Below are 18,125 nucleotides of genomic sequence, written 5' to 3' on the forward strand. Positions count from 1 at the left end.
TCGTAGGGGATGCCGATCTTGGCGCCGATCTCCTGGATCGGTTTCTTCCTGGCGGCGCGCGCGATCTCGATGTCGGATTTGAATTCGGCCATGGTCATTTGCCTCGAAGATCGGGTTGTCGGAAATGCATGTTGTGGTTCTAGAACTGTGGCTTCGGCAGGTTGCTGGCGAGGTAGGCTGAGGTCAGCGTGTTTGCCATCAGAAGCGCGATCGTCATAGGTCCAACGCCGCCGGGTACCGGCGTGATCGCGCCGGCATGGTCTGCCGCCTCGGCATAGGCGACGTCGCCAACCAGGCGGTTCTTGCCGCTACCCTTTTCCGGCGCGGCGATGCGGTTGATGCCCACATCGATCACCGTGGTTCCTGGCTTGACCCACTCACCCCGGATCATTTCCGGCCGCCCCACCGCCGCGACCAGGATATCAGCGCTACGACAAAGCTCCGGGAGGTCCTTGGTCCTGCTGTGAGCAATCGTGACGGTGGCGTTCGCGGCGAGCAGAAGGTTGGCCATCGGCTTGCCAACGATGTTGGAGCGACCGACGACGACTGCATTGAGGCCGGAAAGATCCTTGCCGTGAACGCGCTCGATCAGCAGCATCGAGCCGGCCGGTGTGCAAGGCACGAAGGCCGTGTCGACCTCACCGGTGCCGAGCTTGCCGACATTGACAAAATGGAAGCCGTCGACGTCCTTCCCCGGCGCAATCGCCTGAATAACCTTGCCGGCATCGATGTGACCCGGAAGCGGCAACTGCACCAGAATGCCGTGGATCGTCCTGTCATGGTTCAAAACCTCGATGAGATCCATCAGGTAAGCTTCGCTGACATCCGCAGGCAGGGTGTGTTGTAGCGAATTGAAACCGCATTCCTTCGCTGTGCGCGATTTCGCAGCCACATAGACTTGGCTTGCCGGATCCTCGCCGACGATGATAACCGCGAGGCCAGGTGTGACATTCTTGGAAGCAGCCAGTTCGCTGCTCGCGCTTGTGACCTTTGCGATCACATCGGCTGCAACCGCCCTGCCGTCGATCACTTCAGCCATTGCCTCTCTCCGCTCCTGGGAATGAATACGGCGTCGTTTCGCCGTCGAACTTCGAAAATCAAGTTGCAAAAATCCTGCAACTATCTGGGCTGCAAGTCAACTATAAGGAAAAAAAAATTCATATGAAGAAAATAATTTGATGGCGTCTGCCTTAGCCAATTTGCCGGCGGCTACTCAATATCCAAAAAGAAGTCACCGCCCGGCATTGCAGGCGGTGACCAGGCAACCGCGGTTCAACGCGGCCCGGAGGAGGGAACGTTTCCCGGTTCGAAAATGGTCAGGCTGTGGCCGATCAAAGTACGAAGACCCGGTTGGCGATCAGCACTACGATCAGGCCAGCCACCAGCGTCGCGTAGGGCAAGATTCCGGCCTTCTTGGCTCTGAGGTCGGTGGACTTCATGCCGAGATCGTCCAGCATATGATCGGGGAACTTGCCGCCGTCCTGAATGTAGTGCCGGAAGCAGAACACCGGAATGATCAGCGACGCGGTTATCAGGCCGGCCCACAGCGCCATTGGGTTCCAAACCTTGGCGCCGGCACCCATGAAGATGGCATTGACGTAGGCGAACAATGCCCCGATCCCCAGCAGCCAGGTCGGCGCCTTCCAGGGGCGCTCGATATGGCCGTTGTCGATCCGGTGGATCCAGCCGGCGTTGAGGTTGAGGAAGTTGAATATGATATAGCCGCAGTTGGACACTGCGAGGATGAAGAAGAAGCTGGTCGCGTCAGCCGACGCGATAGCCAGCACGATCAGGTTGAAGCAAAGGTCGGTCCACATCGCCCGGGTAGGCGCGCCGTGCTCGTTGACGTGGCTCAGATAGCGCGGCAGCCAGCCGTCGACGGAGCCCTGGTAGAGCGTGCGCGAGGAGCCGGCCATCGCCGTCATGATACAAAGCACCAGCGCCAGGATCATCAGCATCACCAGGAGGCTGTGGATCAGATAGCCGCCGCCGACCATGCCGGCCAACGCGTCGGCGACGCCCGAGCCGTCCACGATCGGCGTTGCCAGCATGCCGTTGAGGCCAAGCACGCCCTGGAAGGTGAAGGGCACCAGGATGAACAGAAGCATGCACAGCAGGCCGGAATAGAAGATGGCCTTGAAGGTGTCGGTGCCGGGATTCTTGAACTCGGACGTGTAGCAGACGGCGGTCTCGAAGCCGTAGGTCGACCATGCCGCGATGAACATGCCGCCGAGCGCCAGCGTCCATCCAGCGATGTTCCATGAGCCCGGGTCGGGCGCGTAGGCGACAGCCAGCGGCACCAGAGGCGAGAAATTCGCCCAGTCGATCTGGCCGGTGAAGATCGGCACGACGCCGACGATCAGCATCGGGATGATGACAAGCAGGCCGATATATTTCTGCACGCTGGCGGTGCCCAGGATGCCGCGATGCTGGATGGCGAAGATCACCAGCATCAGCACCGCGCCGATGAAGAAGGTGGCGTTCAATGAGAAACTGACAGGCCCAAGCGTGTGGCTGAAGAGCGACCAGTTGCGGATCAAAGGCGTTGCGGCAGCCGTCACCGCTGCGATGGCGTCGGCCGCGCTCGTGCCGGCGTGGGTCCCGATGTAGGCGACCACTTCCGGCGAGGTCTCGGTGAAGACAGGTATCGGCGCCAGCGCATTGAGAATGTAGGCGGCGGCGATGGAGCAGCCGAGCGACAGCACCGGCGACCAGGCGAACCAATTGCACCACACCGACAATGGCGCGATGAGCTTCGAATAACGCAGCCAGGCGGTTGCGCCATAGACCGAAGCGCCGCCGGACTTGTTGGGAAACAGCCCGGCGATTTCGGCATATGTGAACGACTGCAGAAAACCCATGATCATTGACACGGTCCAGATCAGGAACGCCAGCTTGCCAGTCGTTCCAGCTATGCCGCCGATCGAGAACAGAACGAGGGCGGGGACGCCGCTCGCCACCCAGAAGGCGCCTCGCCAGTCAATGCTTCTATGCAACTGCCCCGCGGTTCCCTCCGCGTAAGTCTCCGATAAAGCGCTCATGGCTCTTTTCCCATTGTTAGAGGTTGAGTGTTCCTGCGATCCGGCTTCTCTCTGCCGGTTATGTCTTTTCCTGCTGGCATTCTTTATTTCATTGCAATAAAGATCGTCGACGCTCCTCGATGTCGTTAAGAGCGTTTCCCGCGCCCCATTCCCCAAGATCGTTGATCAACGTCAGTGCGACATGGCGGAATGCCAGGCGCATCTTGTCTACCGGCGGGCCTGCAAGCCGCATTTCGGCGATCGCTCGATCCATCAGAGCCAGCCAGTTTTCGGCGTCGGCTGCCGAGATCGGCACATGCGCGTGCATGAGACGGACGTCCATGTGCCCGTGCTTTTCCAGATAGTGACGACGCCCGCCGAGGAAGCCGCACAGAAAGTTGAACTGTTCCTCGCGGGCATGGTCGACACCGTGTCCGCGAAAATGCAGTCGCAGCAGCGACTTTCCGCGAGGATCCGTCTCGATGAGGTCGTAGAAGCTGTTGACCAGACGGCGCAAAGCCGTCTCGCCGCCGATCTGCGCAAGAAGAGTTTCCTTGGCTGCTGGTTCCATGTGCGTCAGGACTGTGGACGGGTTTTCTTGGGATCATAATGCGACAGCGGGACGATCGTGGCCGCCAGCCGCTTCTGGTGGCCGTCGAGCTTGCCGATCTCGACCTGCGTGCCGACATCGGCATGGGCCACGTCGATGCGCGCCAACGCGATGTTCTTGCCGAGGATCCGCGAACGCATTGATGATGTGACCTCGCCGATCTGCGCGCGCCCAAGATGGATACAGTCGCCATGGCCGACCGCGACGGCCCCTTCGATGTCCAGCCCGACCATCTTGCGCGACGGATGTTCCTTGCGCCGGATCAGCGCGTCCCGCCCGATGAAGTCGTCGGCCTTGGACTTGAGCGGCACGGTGAAGCCGATGCCCGCCTCGAACGGGTCGGTCTGATCGGAGAAGTCATAGCCGGCGAAGATCAATCCCGCCTCGATCCGAACCATATCGAGGGCGGCCAACCCCATGGGCGTCAATCCGTGCGCCGGTCCTACGGCCCAGATCGCGTCGAAGACTTCCCGCGCGTGCTTGGGATGACACCAGACCTCGTAGCCCAGCTCGCCCGTATAGCCTGTGCGCGACAGCACGACAGGTGGGCCCTGGTCATCACCGATGCGGCCAACGGTGAATCGGAACCAGCCGAGTTCGGTGATCGATGGCTGATGCGGCGGCGTCCAGATTACCTTCTTCAGCAACTCGCGGCTCTCCGGCCCCTGCACGGCAATGTTGTGCAACTGATCGGTGGAACTGCGGACCAGGACGTTGAGGCCGAGCTTTTCCGCCTGTTCGCGCAGCCACATGCCCGAATACTCGTCGCCGCCGACCCATCGGAAATTGTCCTGGCCGAGACGGAACAAGGTGCCGTCGTCGATCATGCCGCCATGCTCGTAGCACATGGCGGTATAAACGATCTGGCCGACGGCCAGCTTCTTCACGTCACGCGTCAGCGTGTACTGAAGCAGCGCTTCCGAATCCGGTCCCGTCACCTCGAACTTGCGCAGGGCGGACAGGTCCATCAGCACTGATTTCTGCCGGCAAGCCCAGTATTCGTCGATCGGCCCGGCTTGTGCATAGCTGTTGGCCAGCCAGTAGCCGCGATACTCCACGAAGTTGCGGGTCAGCTTGGACAGGCGGTCGTGAAACCCAGTTTCCTTGGTCATCTTTGGCTCCGAATCGGGAGTGGCGCGGACCGCCACGGCGCGTTGGAATTTCTCGATCCCCGAATAGGTGCGCACATGGATGTCGGTCGGATTCCAGCCATTGGCCGCCGTTGTGTCATCAGGGCAGGCGGAGTTGACGCAAACGAGGTCGGTCAGCGCCCGCAAGAGCACGTAGTCGCCAGGCCGCGACCATGGCTCGTCGGCATACATGACGCCATGCGCGTCGACCCCGGTATTGAAGAAGAAGTTGGCAGCCATCCAGCCGCCGCGCGGACCGACGCCGTATGGGCCAAGCGCCTTGTTGAAGTTTTCCGTGCAGTTGATATGGCCCGGATAGCCGATATCGTCATAATATTTGGCATAGCACGCCAGCGAGAACGCGTCGTGCCGGCCGCAAGTGTCCTGTACGACCTCGACCAGCGGCAGGAAGTCCTGGTCATAGTATTTCGAATGCAGGCCGGGCAACGGATAGGCATGCCCCATCGCGCTGCGTGTGGCGGTGACGTCGAGCGCATGCTCCTTTCCCTTGTCCAGTTTGCGCGCCGAAAAGCACTGGAAATCGGTGCACTGGCGTCCGTCGACATCGATGATCTGAATGTAGTCCCCGGCCTTGACGAAATAGGCCTCTGCCGTCGACGAGTGCACGCGAAGGTCGAGAACCGGATCGGCAAGCGGATCCGGCAAATCCCGGGAGGTCTCACGCAAGCGTATCGTCGCGCGCCGCACATGGACGGTCAGCGGCGTCGCAGTCTCCTGGCCGTCTGGCGCCATGTCGGTTCCTGGCGCGGCGATGACGAGCCAGCCACCGCGCTGGACGGTCAGCTCGACATTGGTCTTCGGCGGTGTTGTCGCGTCGAAGAAGCGAACCCCGCCCGCCGCGGCGAGGTCGATACCACGGATCTCCAGCGCCTTGCGCAGCCGTTGCAGGCTGCCGTCCTGACTGGTCAGAAGCGTCTTCAAACCCGCCGCATCCGAGTTCGGACCATGGCCTACGATGCCGGCGTCAATACCGCCTGACGCGTCGGCCACGACGACTTCGCAGATCTGGCCGCCCTCGTCATTCGTTACCGTGATGCTGTCGCCCGCCGCAATGTCGATCAGCATCGCTCCGGCGCCGCCGACAATGTAGCGCTCGGTGCCGGCGGGCAGGGCCAATCCGCCGGGACGAAAAATACGACTCGGCTGCGGCGGTCCACCGCGGACGGGAGGGTAGATCGTGGTCAGCATCGTTACCTCCTCGCTGAGGCTGGGGCTCAGCTGCTTGAGTGGCTACGCCGTCATCGACAACCTGTGTTGGGATACCTCGATGCAGTCCAATCCCAGCAGCGTCGGGTCCATCAGGTCGACGCGCCCGTCCGCACGGGCGGCCAATCGTGTCTGATGCGGAGCGCATCCGTAGGCTTCGCGATAGACCTTGGAAAAGTGCGACGGCGAGACAAAACCGCAGGCCACCGCAACTTCTACGACCGGCAGGTTTGTGCTCACAAGAAGAAGCTGCGCGCGCTCCAGGCGCAGCTCCATGTAGTATCGATTCGGCGAGCGTCCCAATTCCCTGTCGAAAAGCCTTTCGATCTGCCGGCGCGATATTCCGCTCAACGCGACAAGGTCGTCGACCGGCATAGGGTCATCCAGGCTTGCCTCCATCAGGCCGATGACCTTCATCACTGCCTTGTGGTTGAGCTTGACGCGAGAATGAAGGGGCAGACGCTGTCGCTCCCCGGCCGAACGCATTCGGTATGCGATGGCTTTTTCGCAGACGCGATTAACGACAACCGAACCGTAGTCCCGTTCGACCAGGTGCAGAAACATGTCGAAAGGCGCATCCCCACCCGAGCAGGTATGCAGATCTCCGTCATGTTCAAAGGCCGTCTGGGTGGACTCTATCCCCGGAAACTGCTCGCAAAACAACGGAAGCTGCTCCCAGTGAACGGCGCACCGACGCCCGTCGGCCAATCCGGCCCGCGCGACAACGAGGGTGCCACTGCCGATGCAGACGAGGGGGATGCGGCGCATGCGGCATTCCCTTAGCCAGGCATGAAGCTGCCTGTTTGGGCGCGGGATGGCGCTGCCGCCGCAAATCACCGCGGCTGACGTCAAATTTGATTTCTGGGTTCGCTCGCGTTCGTCTTTCAACGTGGAGTCGATGGCGACGGTCAGCCGGCAACTCGACATCACAGACTGTCCGTCTTCAGATATGACCTGCCAGCTGTAGACGTTTTTCCCGATTGCTTCGTTGGCTAACCGCAGTACTTCTACCGCGCAGGAGAAAGCCTGAAGCGAGAAGCCAGGCAAGAGGTAGAAACTAAACGACCTGTGTGCGGTCTGTGTAGTCAGCATCCTGGCTCCTCCTCTCTCATCTCGTCATCTGCCCGAAACTGCTCTGAGCGCGGCACGGGAGAGTGAACGGTCCATAGGGCTTCGGGAAAAGTGGCTCGGCAACGCGAGCTCAGTTGCGCAGATAACTCTGCATCGTGTCGTCCAGCGCATCTTTCCACGGCGTGTGATGCTGCGGCGCCATGCTGCCGGTCATGACCGACTTGTAGCTGTTGTTGCGGAAGCCCATGATGTCCTTGATCTTGTGCTTCTTCCATTGGAAGAAAGCCTCGTCGGCGGCGTCCACGTCAAAGCTTGGATAGTCGGTCTCGGCGATCAGCTCCTTGATATAGCGGCCCTGGTAACGGATCGCGTCATAGCTGTCCTCCCCTGCATCCTCGGCCGCCACCCGCTTCTCGACATCGGCGACCATTTCGTTCTTGGACGCAGGCAGCTTGATCCTGCCGAGGATAACGTCGCGCACCCACCAGGCCTGCGCATCGAACATATTGAAGGTGTACCACTGGTCCTGCATGCCGAGATAAAACAGTGCCGGATTGTGGACGTAGACCACTCCCTTGTAGAGGTCAGCCGTAGCCAACCTGTTTGCCGTGCGCAGCCGCAAGTCGTCCGACATGAACGGGAAATGGTGCTTGTAGCCGGTGCAGAGGATGATCGCGTTGACCGTCGCGGTCGAGCCATCCTTGAAGGTTGCGACGTTGCCCTCGACCTTGGTCAGCAGGGGCACCTCCTTCCAGTTGGCCGGCCACTTGAAGCCCATGGCTTCCGTGCGGTGGCTGACCGTGACCGACTTGCAGCCGTACTTCCAGCACTGGGATCCGATATCTTCGGCCGAGTAGCTGGTGCCGATGATCAGTATGTCCTGACCGACAAATTCCCGTGCGTCGCGGAAGTCGTGGGCATGGAGGATGCGGCCATTGAATGTTTCGAATCCGGGGAACTCCGGCACGTTTGGTGTCGAAAAATGGCCCGACGCGACGATCACGTGGTCGAACTCTTCCGAGTAGGACCGGTCGTTGGGAAGATCGTGCACACGCACGGTGAACGTCCGGTTCCCGGCGCTCCAGGTCACAGATCGCACAACGGTGGAAAAACGGATCCACGGGCGAACGCCCGCCTTCTTCACGCGCCCCTCGATGTAGTCAAACAGCACGGCCCGGGGCGGATAGGAGGCAATCTGCTTGCCGAAGTGCTCCTCGAAGGAATAGTCGGCGAACTCGAGGCCCTCCTTGGGACCGTTGGACCAGAGATAGCGATACATCGAGCCATGCACCGGCTCGCCGAATTCGTCCAGCCCCGTGCGCCAGGTGTAGTTCCACAACCCTCCCCAATTCCTCTGCTTTTCAAAGCAGACAATTTCGGGAATCTCCGCGCCTTTCTGCGCAGCGGACGCAAAGGCGCGCAACTGAGCCAAGCCGGACGGGCCGGCACCGATGACGGCAATCCGTTTCTTCATCGTGATTCTCCCATTTGGTCTGAACCGGTTTATGCTCGATTGGTTCTTTTGGTCCAAACCAGTTATGATCGAAACAGCAAACATGTCAACTAATATTCATGGAAGGAAAAACGATTTGCGCCAGAATTGGCCTCGGTTTATGAACGGTCGGGTAAGGAGCGCGCCATGAACGCCGCCAGCCTGGTGCAACGACTAGCAGTGAACGCCCAGGTCAAACGGCTGGGTGTCGGCGCACAACGCGTGGTCAAAGTAGGCTTTCTCGGGCCGCTCAGCGGGCCTGTTCGCTCCTGGGGGCTGCCGGGATTGAACGGCTGCCGCATCTGGGTGGACTGGATCAATCGCACCGGCGGAATGCTCATCGGCGGGACGCGGCACAGCGTTCAACTGTTGGCCGAGGATTGCGGCTATGACCCCAATCGGGCGGCGGAAGGAGCCCGGCGCCTCGTGCAGGATCACGGGGTAGGGCTGCTGATGATGCACGGAGGCGACACGTTTCGCCCGGTCCAGGACTATCTGATGTCGCGCAAGATCCTAACCTCTACGCTGCTTCCGAGCGATCTTTCACCCGACACGCCGTACCTGATCGCGCCCAGCGAGATCCATCCCCTCTACAACGTCACGGCAGTCGAATGGCTTGCACGCAACCGCCCCGACTTGCGCCGCGTCGCCATGTGCAGCCAGACGGATGCGCTGGGCCTGCCTTCGCTGGCGACCTATCGGGCTGCCTTTGCGGCCGAAGGGATCGCCTCGGTGGGCGAGATCCGCTACGCGCCGGAAACTACGAACGCCGATGAAATTCTGCGCGCGATGCTGGCCGGCAGTCCCGACATTCTGTGTTGGTGCACGAGCTATGAGCCAATGGTTCACGCGCTGACGGAGGCTGCTTTCCGGTCGGGATTTCGGGGGCAGATCATTTCCTGTACTGCCGACTACTATCGACGGCTGGTCGACCGGACATCGATCGATTTCATGGAGGGCTTTCTGTTCCAGTTCCCGGACTTCGACGATCCGGAGCTCCGCGACAAGGCCTTTTTCTTCAATCGCCCCGCCGAGTTCTTCGCGGAGTACAATCGGCGTTTCCCGGACAGCTGGAGCGCGGTTTCCTGGGAATACGTTGCCACGCTCGACCTTTGGCATGCGGCGGTCGAGAAAGCTGGAACGGCAGCCCCTGTCTCCGTTCTCGCGGCGATGAAACATGGCGGGCTCGGCGAGCATGCATTCGGGATAGCGAGATGGGCGGGCTCGGATTTGTTCGGGAATGACAACGCCCTGATCGGCGACTGGCCCGTCGTGCGCATTACGAATGGCCAGGCGCGAATCGTAGCCTTTGGGTCGGTCCCGGCTTGGCTGCAAAGGCACGGCGCCCGGTTGCGCGACGAAATGCGCGCGCTTGGGCTGATGTGGGATCAGCGCCATTCCGGTGTCTCCGGAGAACTGCGCATCGTCGCCGGATAGGACCGACCGAGCTCAATCTTCTTGCAGAAGCAGCTTCTGTTCCTCAATCAGCAGCAGCTTGGTGAATTCGACAGCGCTCTCGATATCCCGGGCGATGATCGCGTTGAGCAGCGTGTTGTAGCGCCGCTGGTAGTCCTGTATTCGCCTGGGTGTCAGATGCCGCCGGTTGAGCGCAGCGCGGAAGCTCTGGCGGCGAGCCTGGATCAACACATCGTAACATGAGGTCAGTAGCGGATTTCCCGCGCCGCGGGCAACCTGACGATGGAATTCATCCTCGAGTCGGGCGAACTCCGCCGCTTCGGTTTGAACCCCTTCCATGGCGGATAAGGTCTCGCTCAGTCCCTCAATGGCACGCGGCGACATGTTGATGATGGCGAGTCTCATCATGTCGGGTTCGATGATTCCGCGCATCACCAAAAGGTCGAGCGGGCTCGCCTCGGCAGCAACACCTCCGGTCGCGTCATCCGGAGTTGCCTGACCCTTCACGAAGCTGCCGCTCCCGGCACGCCGGCGTATGAAGCCATGTTTCTCAAGTATGTCCAGAGCTTCGCGAACCGTGTTCCGGGCGACGCCAAGTTCACCGGCCAATGTCCGTTCCGAGGGCAGTCGTTCGTCGGCGGCGTATTGCTGAGAGGTGATTCGCGCCAGCAGCGTGTCCACCACGACGCGAACCGTGGCAGTGATTGAATGATCCGCGACGAGGGCCAAGGCAGCCTCATGTTTCGATGACATCAACGACGTTCCTTTCGGCATCCGAAAGTCCGCGTCCATTTGCGATGGTTCCGCTTGGCCACGCAAGCTGTAACCGATGACCGTGCCCTTCTGGCGGTCGGCTGATCCCGATCGCGTTTCGCGGTTTGTTTCGCGCGGGTGTCTCGCTCTCCCTTTCGGCTGACCTTCGCCTCGTCCTTGCCGGGATGTCCGATCGGTCATTTTGCTCTCAGGTAAAAAATTTTAACAGCAGTATTGATTTCAAGAACCAGTTCTCGCAAACTGGTTCAATAATTGGTATAAAAAAAGGGGAATGCAATGACCAATTCCTGGAGATTTTCCACGCTCGCCGATCGTCATCGCGGGCTCGGTTCGAAACTCGAAGACTGGAGCGGCATGGGCACCGCCTGGCAGTATTCGGGCGACCCGGAACGCGAATATCTGGCGATCCGCACCAAGGCCGGCCTTATGGACGTCTCCGGCCTGAAGAAAGTGCACCTGAACGGGCCTGCGGCCAGCCACATCATCGACCGCGCCACGACGCGCAACGCCGAGAAGATCATGCCCGGTCGTTCGGTATACGCGACCATGCTGAACGATGCCGGCAAATTCATCGACGACTGCGTGATCTACCGCATGGGGCCGAACAGCTGGATGGTCGTGCACGGATCGGGCGGCGCCCATGAACAGCTCACCATGGCAGCCACGGGCCGCGACGTCGCCATCCGCTTCGATGACAATCTCCACGACCTGTCGCTGCAGGGGCCGCTGGCCGTCGACTACCTGAACAAGCATGTCGAAGGCATCCGGAACCTGAATTACTTCAGCCACATGCATACCTCGCTGTTCGGTTTGCCGGTGACGATTTCGCGCACAGGCTACACAGGCGAGCGCGGCTACGAGATCTTCTGCCGCGGCCAGGATGCTCCCGCGGTCTGGGACCGGATCCTGGAGGAGGGCGCGAGCATGGGCATCATTCCCTGCCGGTTCACGACGCTCGATCTGCTGAGGGCCGAAAGCTATCTGCTCTTCTTCCCTTACGACAATTCGGAAAAGTATCCATTCGAGAACGAAGGTCCCGGCGACACCTTGTGGGAGCTCGGGCTGGACTTCACCGTTTCGCCCGGCAAGGTGGGCTTCCGCGGCGCCGAGGAACATTATCGGCTGAAGGGCAAGGAGCGCTTCAAGATCTATGGCGTGAAGCTCGAAGGCACGACGCCGGCCGAGGAGGGCGCGCCGTTGCTGAAGGACGGCAAGAAGGTCGGCGTGGTGACGATCGGCATGTACTCCAGCCTCAACAGGCATAACATCGGCATTGCCCGCATGCCGGTGGATTGCGCGGTCGACGGCGTGAGGATGACGGTTCAGAATTTGACCGGCGAAATCCCCTGCGTTGCCCATTCGATGCCATTCTTCGATGCGGAAAAGAAGCGTCGCACCGCCAAGGGATAAGTCGCGGTGAGGCGCGGCAAGCAGGGCTCAAGCCCGCAAACCAACCAAAACGGAGCCGAGGGTCAAAGTCAGTGTTAGAAGGCTCGATTCCAAGCCGCCCCGTCTATGGCGTGCTGGAGATGCGACCGGGGCGGCTGCATCTGGTGGTCGCCGACGCCGAAGGTGCGGAGGCGATCCTTGAGTTAGCCGCCTCTGCGCCCCCCGATTTCCTCGCCGCGGCGCATATCGTTTATATTCCCAAAAGGACAGGGGACAAGTTCGTCGCCAGGCTGGAACAACTGGCCCCGGCCCAACTGTATGTGGGGGCCAGCTACGAGGCCGCGCTTCCGCGGCTGAGGCGGATCTTGGCCGGAGCACACATGGGCCTGCAGGTCTACCTGGCGGGGACCGAGGGACTGATGGGACAGGCGATGCTCGAGGCCACTCAGGCCGGCATCCCGCATTCCGCGATCCAGACAGAGCACCGCGGCTCCACCGCGCGCCGCGTGCAGTGCGTGCATTGCAAGGGCGTCACCGAAGACGTCACACACGATCCTTTCCAATGCGCCCATTGCGGTCTGCATCTGTTCGTGCGCGATCACTACTCGCGCCGTATAGCGGCCTTCCAGGGCGTGCGCATCGACGCGGAAGACCCCGGCAACATTCCGGAATCGGTGGAGCGGTTCAGATGAGCGCAGGAGCCGCAAAAATACCCGTGACTGTGGCGGAGGTCACGCCAGTCAACGAGCTCGTCACCCGTTTCAGGTTCGTCCGCCGTGATGGCAGCCTGATGCCTACGTTCTCGGGCGGCGCGCATACGGTCGTGGAGATGAACGACCAGGATCGCGTACGACGCAATCCCTATTCGATCATGAGCGATCCCGCCGACCGGGAGGGCTATTCGATATCGATCCGCCGCGACGACACCGGAAGAGGCGGCTCGCTGTTCATGCACCGGCAGGTGAGGCCGGGGATGGAGATGGTCATCTCCAACCCGGTCAATCTGTTCGCGCTGGATTTGCGCGCCCGAAAGCACCTGTTGCTTGCGGGAGGCATCGGCATCACGCCGTTCCTGGCGCAAATCAAGCAGCTCAGCGCCATGAATGGCAATTTCGAACTGCACTACTCCGTGCGGACACCCTCTCTCGCTTCCTACGCGGACGAACTCGTGGCCAGCTATCGCCCGCGCGTGCATCTCTATCATGACGACCGGGGCGAGCTGATCGACCTGCCGGCATTGCTCGAGGGACAGCCGCTCGGCACGCATGTCTATGTCTGCGGGCCCAAAGGCATGATCGCCTGGGTGCGCAAGACGGCCGCCGCGCTCGGATGGCCGCGCGAGTCGATCCATCACGAGGAATTCCTTGCGCCTGCCTCAGGCAAACCTTTCGAGGTCACGCTGGCGCGGTCGAACAAGGTGATACAGGTCGGCGAACATCAAAGCTTGCTTGAAGCCATAGAGGCAGCCGGCGTCGAGGCGCCTTATCTTTGCCGCGGCGGCGCCTGCGGTCAGTGCGAGACCGATGTCCTCGAATATGAAGGAACGTTCTTGCACAAGGACCATTGGCTGACGCCGACGCAATGTGCCAGCGGCACCAGGATCATGCCGTGCGTTTCCCGCTTTGAAGGCAGGACACTGGTGCTGGACCGATAGCGAGGAGGACGCTGCGATGACCATCATCTTCAAGGAAGAAACCTTCCACGACGACTTCACCTTCCGCAACTCGCCGGAGGCGGTCAAACGCTTCCCGTTCCCGTTTCCCGAGGACAGCTACATGTACTCGGTGAACCTCGAGCCACATAAATCATACCGCCCAGGCAGCGTCTACGAGCGGACTTTCGACGTCGATGAGCACTACGTCTCGGAGATGCGCGATCGGGCCCGCGTCCTTGCCGAAGATCCGCTGCGCTGCCAGTCGCTGCCGCACATGACCCTGGCCGGCTGGGATCTGCTCGAGCTGATCATGACCTCGAAGGCGCAGGAGTATCCCGAGCTTTTCGAGCTGCATCGGGACGGCGCCAAATGGCATTGGATCAACCGCCCGCTGGGCATCGAGCAGAAGTTCACCTTCCTCGATGAGACCACATTGCCCTATGGCCCGATGGAATACATCACGCGGCAGACCCAGGGCGACTTTGCGCTGCTCGACCAGCGTGACGACAACCTGTGGATGGACGCCGGCATGGTGACGACACAGGCCGATTGGAGCCTCGATTTCGACATCGGCATGAACTTCTTCGAATGGCATGCGCCGGTGCCAAAAGCGCACGAAATGGGAATCTTCCAGCGAGCCCTGAAATTCCTCCTGAATGTGCAGCAGGGCTCGCCGGCGCGCCGGCTCAACTGGACGATGACCGTCAATCCCCTGCTCGATACAAGTCCAGAAAATTATCACAAATGGGGCGTGATGAAGCGCGACCTGACGCTTGAGAACATGGGGCAGATGATGCATTTGCGCGTCGAGCTTCAGACCTTCTTCCGTCTCCCCCGCTCGAATGCCCTGGTGTTTCCGATCCGCTGCTACCTCATCAAGCTCGATGAGTTGGTGACGGTGCCGAAATGGGCGAGGCGCTTCCATCGCGTCATTCGTGACCTGCCGACGGAACTTGCGACCTACAAGGGCTTCATCACCAATCGACCCAAGATCGTGGAATGGCTGTCACGATATGACGACGGCGCTCCGACGCCGCCAGGCATTTGGCCGGACTGAACAAGCCGTGCCCGTGGGCACCAGATACGGAAGCTGACGAGCTCGCTGTTTGATAAGATGTTCCCGGCAGGAGGGCACCGCGTCGCCCCCATGAAGCCGCATGCGTTCGCCAGGCCGGTAAAGGCGTCTCTCGCATATTCTGCAACAGCGGTTGAGCCCGCCACTTTGGCTGGCCATGTCCTGCTGCAGCTCCTTTCGAACACCGCCACATTTTGCCCGCCGAACTCGCAGGCGCGGCAGGGCCGTGCCCGGCCCGTCAAAGAATGGTTTCGGTTCGCGCCGAACAGGCTTCCAGCGACGATGGCCTGTCAGCGCCTCGGCAATGATTTCAAGGATTCGCTTCGATTGCCGGGAGTTCCATCATCCGGCCGGGTGGGTAAAAACCTATCCGGCCAATAGGTCATTTCTATCCGGGCAGGTGTTGTTGATAGGTGGCTGTCGATTGATGCTCCCTGGATGACTTGAGCGGGTCTGCCGCTCGCGGAGGAGGACTTCATGGCCGGGTTTACCCATCTTTTCATTCCAGGACCGACCAACATTCCTGAAGAGGTCCGGCAGGCCATGAACCTGCCGATGGAAGACATGCGCGCCGCCTCCTTCCCCAATCTCACGCTGCCGCTGTTCGAGGACATCAGACGAGTTTTCAAGAATGAGACCGGTCGCGTCTTCATCTATCCGTCGTCCGGCACCGGCGCCTGGGAAGCGGCGATGACCAATGTGCTCAGCCCCGGCGACCGGGTGCTGATGTCGCGCTTCGGCCAGTTCTCACATCTGTGGGTCGACATGGCCGAGCGCCTCGGCTTCGAGGTCGACGTCATCGACTGCGAATGGGGAACCGGCGTTCCGCTCGACCTCTATGCCGAGAAGCTGCAGGCCGACAAGGCGCACCGCATCAAGGCTGTCTTCTGCACCCAGAACGAGACGGCGACCGGCGTCACCAGCGACGTCGCCGGCTGCCGCGCCGCGCTCGACGCGGCGAACCACCCGGCGCTCCTCTTCGTCGACGGCGTCTCGTCGATCGGCTCGATCGATTTCCGGCAGGAGGAATGGCGCGTCGACTGCGCGGTAAGCGGCTCGCAGAAAGGTTTTATGCTGCCCGCCGGCCTCGGCTTCCTGTCGGTCAGCAAGAAGGCGCTGGCCGCATCGCGGGTCGCGACCCACCGGCGTTGCTACTTCTCCTTCGAGGACATGATCCGCGCCAACGATGCCGGCTATGTCCCCTATACGCCCGCCACGCAGCTGCTGCGCGGCCTGCGCGCGTCGTTCGACCTGATCGCCGAGGAAGGGTTGGAGAACATCTTCGCCCGCCACCATCGCCTGGCAGAAGGCGTGCGCAAGGCGGTCGACGCCTGGGGGCTGAAGCTGTGCGCCAAGGCGCCGCAATGGCACTCCGATACGGTGAGCGCCATCCTGGTGCCGGAAGGCATCGACAGCGGCGAGGTCGTCAAGCGCGCCTACCAGAAGTACAACACCTCTCTTGGTGGCGGCCTCAACAAGGTGGCCGGCAAGGTCTTCCGCATCGGTCATCTCGGCTGGCTGAACGAGGTGATGGTCTGCGCCTCGCTGTCGGCGGCCGAGATGGCGCTGCTCGATTGCGGCGTCCGCCTGGCGCCCGGCTCCGGCGTGGCAGCCGCGATCGAGCATTTCCGGCGCACCGCCGCGATGCCGGTTGCCGAGGCGGCGTGAGGATCGGACGATGAGCCATACCATCAACCACCTCAAGAAGCTCAGGCTGCAGCGCAGCGAGCTGGCGGTTCCCGGCTCCAGCCCGGAAATGATCGACAAGGCCGCGAACAGCGCCGCCGACTTCGTCTTCCTCGACATCGAGGATGCGGTCGCGCCACCCGACAAGGAGCGCGCTCGCAAGAACATCATTCAGGCGTTGAACGACATCGATTGGCGCGCCAGGGGCAAGACCGTCTCGGTGCGCATCAACGGCCTCGATACCCACTACATGTACCGCGACGTGGTCGATGTCATGGAACAGGCCGGCGACCGGCTGGATACGATCCTGGTGCCGAAGGTCGGCGTGCCGGCCGACCTCTACATGGTCGAGGCCATGGTCAACCAGATCGAGATGGCCAAGGGTTACAAGACCCGGGTCGGCCTCGAAGCGCTGATCGAGACGGCGCTCGGCATGGCCAATGTCGAGGCGATCGCCGCCACGCCCGGCCGCCTGGAGGCGATGCATTTCGGCGTCGCCGACTATGCCGCCAGCAACAAGGCGCGCACCGTCAACATCGGCGGCCTCAACCCTGATTACCCCGGCGACCAGTGGCACTTCGCCCTGTCGCGCATGACGGTCGCCTGCCGCGCCTACGGCCTGCGCGCCATCGACGGACCGTTCGGCGATTTCTCCGATCCCGAAGGCTACACGGCCGCCGCCAGGCGCGCCGCCGCACTCGGCATCGAAGGCAAATGGGCGATCCATCCCTCGCAGATCGCTTTGGCCAACGACGTCTTCTCACCGCCGGAAAAGGAGGTCACCCGCGCCCGCCGCATTCTCGAGGTGCTGAAGGAAGCCGAAGCGCTCGGCAAGGGCGCGGCCGCGCTCGACGGCAAGATGATCGACGCGGCGTCGGAACGCATGGCGCGCAACGTGCTGGTGGTGAGCGAGGCGATCGAGCGCGCCGGCCAGACGCATAGCGCAGCGCATTAGAATTACCGGGAGGACAAGATGGACATTCACGAATACCAGGCCAAGGAACTGCTTGCCCGCCACGGCGTGCATGTGCCGCGCGGCGGCCTTGCCTACAGCCCCGAGCAGGCAACCTACCGGGCGCGCGAGATCGGCGGCTCGAAATGGGTGTTGAAGGCGCAGGTCCATTCCGGCGCGCGCGGCAAGGCCGGCGGGATAAAACTCTGTTCCAACGACGAGGAGATCTCCAACGCCGCTGAGGGAATGCTCGGCCGCAAGCTGGTCACCCAGCAGACCGGCCCGCGCGGCAAGCTGATCTCGCGCCTTTATCTCGAGGAAGCCGTCGACATCGCGCAGGAGCTCTATCTCGGCTTCGTGCTCGACCGGAAGGAAGAGCGCGTCATGATCGTGGCATCGGCCGCCGGCGGCATGGAGATCGAGGACATCTCCGAAAAGAAGCCGGATTCCATCATCCGCGCCACCGTCGACCCGGGCGTCGGCATGCAAGGCTTCCAGGCGCGCGAGATCGCCTTCGGCCTTGGCCTTGAAAGCAACCTGATCGGCAAGGCGACCGAGACCATCCTCGGCTGCTACCAGGTGTTCCGCGACTACGACGCCTCGATGCTGGAGATCAATCCGCTGGTGGT

General features: G+C 61.6%; 15 protein-coding genes. 8 read left to right on the plus strand and 7 right to left on the minus strand.

Annotated elements, in window-relative coordinates; genetic code table 11:
- Nucleotides 1-139 precede the first annotated feature (139 nt).
- From folD to CK220_RS30830, 6 genes are all read right to left on the minus strand, one after another.
- Complete coding sequence (folD, locus tag CK220_RS30805) at nucleotides 140-1,039, minus strand: bifunctional methylenetetrahydrofolate dehydrogenase/methenyltetrahydrofolate cyclohydrolase FolD (protein WP_095815111.1); 900 nt, start codon at nucleotides 1,037-1,039, stop codon at nucleotides 140-142.
- Between the two features lie 292 nt (nucleotides 1,040-1,331).
- Nucleotides 1,332-3,041: an APC family permease gene (locus tag CK220_RS30810; RefSeq protein WP_095815112.1), complete on the minus strand. Its 1,710-nt coding sequence runs from the start codon at nucleotides 3,039-3,041 to the stop codon at nucleotides 1,332-1,334.
- 88 nt (nucleotides 3,042-3,129) lie between these two features.
- Nucleotides 3,130-3,591: a group II truncated hemoglobin gene (locus CK220_RS30815; protein WP_095815113.1), complete on the minus strand. Its 462-nt coding sequence runs from the start codon at nucleotides 3,589-3,591 to the stop codon at nucleotides 3,130-3,132.
- Between the two features lie 5 nt (nucleotides 3,592-3,596).
- Nucleotides 3,597-5,969 (minus strand): aminomethyltransferase family protein, encoded by a 2,373-nt coding sequence (locus tag CK220_RS30820; RefSeq protein WP_095815114.1) that lies wholly within the window; start codon nucleotides 5,967-5,969, stop codon nucleotides 3,597-3,599.
- 42 nt (nucleotides 5,970-6,011) lie between these two features.
- On the minus strand, nucleotides 6,012-7,079 hold the full coding sequence (locus tag CK220_RS30825; RefSeq protein ID WP_095815115.1) for a GlxA family transcriptional regulator: 1,068 nt from the start codon (nucleotides 7,077-7,079) through the stop codon (nucleotides 6,012-6,014).
- 109 nt (nucleotides 7,080-7,188) lie between these two features.
- Nucleotides 7,189-8,532, minus strand: coding sequence for an NAD(P)/FAD-dependent oxidoreductase (locus CK220_RS30830; RefSeq protein ID WP_095815116.1), 1,344 nt, complete (start codon nucleotides 8,530-8,532; stop codon nucleotides 7,189-7,191).
- A gap of 165 nt (nucleotides 8,533-8,697) precedes the next feature.
- On the opposite strand from CK220_RS30830, the gene CK220_RS30835 reads away from it, so the two are divergent.
- A complete protein-coding gene (locus CK220_RS30835) occupies nucleotides 8,698-9,987 on the plus strand; it encodes an ABC transporter substrate-binding protein (RefSeq protein WP_095815117.1) in 1,290 nt (429 codons plus the stop codon).
- A gap of 12 nt (nucleotides 9,988-9,999) precedes the next feature.
- Here the strand turns inward: CK220_RS30835 and CK220_RS30840 are convergent, their stop codons facing one another.
- Nucleotides 10,000-10,758, minus strand: a complete 759-nt coding sequence (locus CK220_RS30840) for an FCD domain-containing protein (RefSeq protein ID WP_210201459.1) — start codon at nucleotides 10,756-10,758, stop codon at nucleotides 10,000-10,002.
- A 258-nt stretch (nucleotides 10,759-11,016) separates the two neighbouring features.
- Here CK220_RS30840 and CK220_RS30845 point away from each other — a divergent pair, with 258 nt between their 5' ends.
- From CK220_RS30845 to CK220_RS30875, 7 genes are all read left to right on the plus strand, one after another.
- Nucleotides 11,017-12,150 (plus strand): aminomethyltransferase family protein, encoded by a 1,134-nt coding sequence (locus CK220_RS30845; protein WP_095815118.1) that lies wholly within the window; start codon nucleotides 11,017-11,019, stop codon nucleotides 12,148-12,150.
- A 119-nt stretch (nucleotides 12,151-12,269) separates the two neighbouring features.
- Nucleotides 12,270-12,821 (plus strand): dimethylamine monooxygenase subunit DmmA family protein, encoded by a 552-nt coding sequence (locus CK220_RS30850; RefSeq protein WP_095815124.1) that lies wholly within the window; start codon nucleotides 12,270-12,272, stop codon nucleotides 12,819-12,821.
- Nucleotides 12,818-13,783, plus strand: coding sequence for a PDR/VanB family oxidoreductase (locus CK220_RS30855; RefSeq protein ID WP_095815119.1), 966 nt, complete (start codon nucleotides 12,818-12,820; stop codon nucleotides 13,781-13,783). The genes CK220_RS30850 and CK220_RS30855 overlap by 4 nt, the downstream gene beginning before the upstream one ends.
- 16 nt (nucleotides 13,784-13,799) lie before the next feature.
- Nucleotides 13,800-14,840 (plus strand): DUF3445 domain-containing protein, encoded by a 1,041-nt coding sequence (locus CK220_RS30860; protein WP_095815120.1) that lies wholly within the window; start codon nucleotides 13,800-13,802, stop codon nucleotides 14,838-14,840.
- A gap of 495 nt (nucleotides 14,841-15,335) precedes the next feature.
- Nucleotides 15,336-16,526 carry an aminotransferase class V-fold PLP-dependent enzyme gene (locus tag CK220_RS30865; protein ID WP_095815121.1) on the plus strand — a complete coding sequence of 397 codons (1,191 nt, stop codon included), beginning with the start codon at nucleotides 15,336-15,338 and terminating at the stop codon, nucleotides 16,524-16,526.
- A 10-nt stretch (nucleotides 16,527-16,536) separates the two neighbouring features.
- Entirely contained in the window at nucleotides 16,537-17,499 is a 963-nt protein-coding gene (locus tag CK220_RS30870) for a CoA ester lyase (RefSeq protein WP_095815122.1), read from the plus strand.
- 18 nt (nucleotides 17,500-17,517) lie between these two features.
- Nucleotides 17,518-18,125: ATP-grasp domain-containing protein (locus tag CK220_RS30875; protein ID WP_176479062.1), on the plus strand; the 608-nt coding region annotated here is incomplete at its 3' end.

This window comes from Mesorhizobium sp. WSM3860 (assembly GCF_002294995.1).
Taxonomy (GTDB): domain Bacteria; phylum Pseudomonadota; class Alphaproteobacteria; order Rhizobiales; family Rhizobiaceae; genus Mesorhizobium.

Excerpts from the sequence above, each read along its gene's own strand:
- CK220_RS30830 (WP_095815116.1), bottom strand. The coding sequence starts at position 8,532 with ATGAAGAAACGGATTGCCGTCATCGGTGCCGGCCCGTCCGGCTTGGCT.
- CK220_RS30850 (WP_095815124.1), top strand. The coding sequence starts at position 12,270 with ATGCGACCGGGGCGGCTGCATCTGGTGGTCGCCGACGCCGAAGGTGCG.
- CK220_RS30860 (WP_095815120.1), top strand. The coding sequence starts at position 13,800 with ATGACCATCATCTTCAAGGAAGAAACCTTCCACGACGACTTCACCTTC.
- CK220_RS30815 (WP_095815113.1), bottom strand. The coding sequence starts at position 3,591 with ATGGAACCAGCAGCCAAGGAAACTCTTCTTGCGCAGATCGGCGGCGAG.
- CK220_RS30855 (WP_095815119.1), top strand. The coding sequence starts at position 12,818 with ATGAGCGCAGGAGCCGCAAAAATACCCGTGACTGTGGCGGAGGTCACG.
- CK220_RS30865 (WP_095815121.1), top strand. The coding sequence starts at position 15,336 with ATGGCCGGGTTTACCCATCTTTTCATTCCAGGACCGACCAACATTCCT.
- CK220_RS30820 (WP_095815114.1), bottom strand. The coding sequence starts at position 5,969 with ATGCTGACCACGATCTACCCTCCCGTCCGCGGTGGACCGCCGCAGCCG.
- CK220_RS30845 (WP_095815118.1), top strand. The coding sequence starts at position 11,017 with ATGACCAATTCCTGGAGATTTTCCACGCTCGCCGATCGTCATCGCGGG.
- CK220_RS30840 (WP_210201459.1), bottom strand. The coding sequence starts at position 10,758 with ATGGACGCGGACTTTCGGATGCCGAAAGGAACGTCGTTGATGTCATCG.
- CK220_RS30810 (WP_095815112.1), bottom strand. The coding sequence starts at position 3,041 with ATGAGCGCTTTATCGGAGACTTACGCGGAGGGAACCGCGGGGCAGTTG.
- CK220_RS30870 (WP_095815122.1), top strand. The coding sequence starts at position 16,537 with ATGAGCCATACCATCAACCACCTCAAGAAGCTCAGGCTGCAGCGCAGC.
- CK220_RS30825 (WP_095815115.1), bottom strand. The coding sequence starts at position 7,079 with ATGCTGACTACACAGACCGCACACAGGTCGTTTAGTTTCTACCTCTTG.
- CK220_RS30835 (WP_095815117.1), top strand. The coding sequence starts at position 8,698 with ATGAACGCCGCCAGCCTGGTGCAACGACTAGCAGTGAACGCCCAGGTC.
- folD (WP_095815111.1), bottom strand. The coding sequence starts at position 1,039 with ATGGCTGAAGTGATCGACGGCAGGGCGGTTGCAGCCGATGTGATCGCA.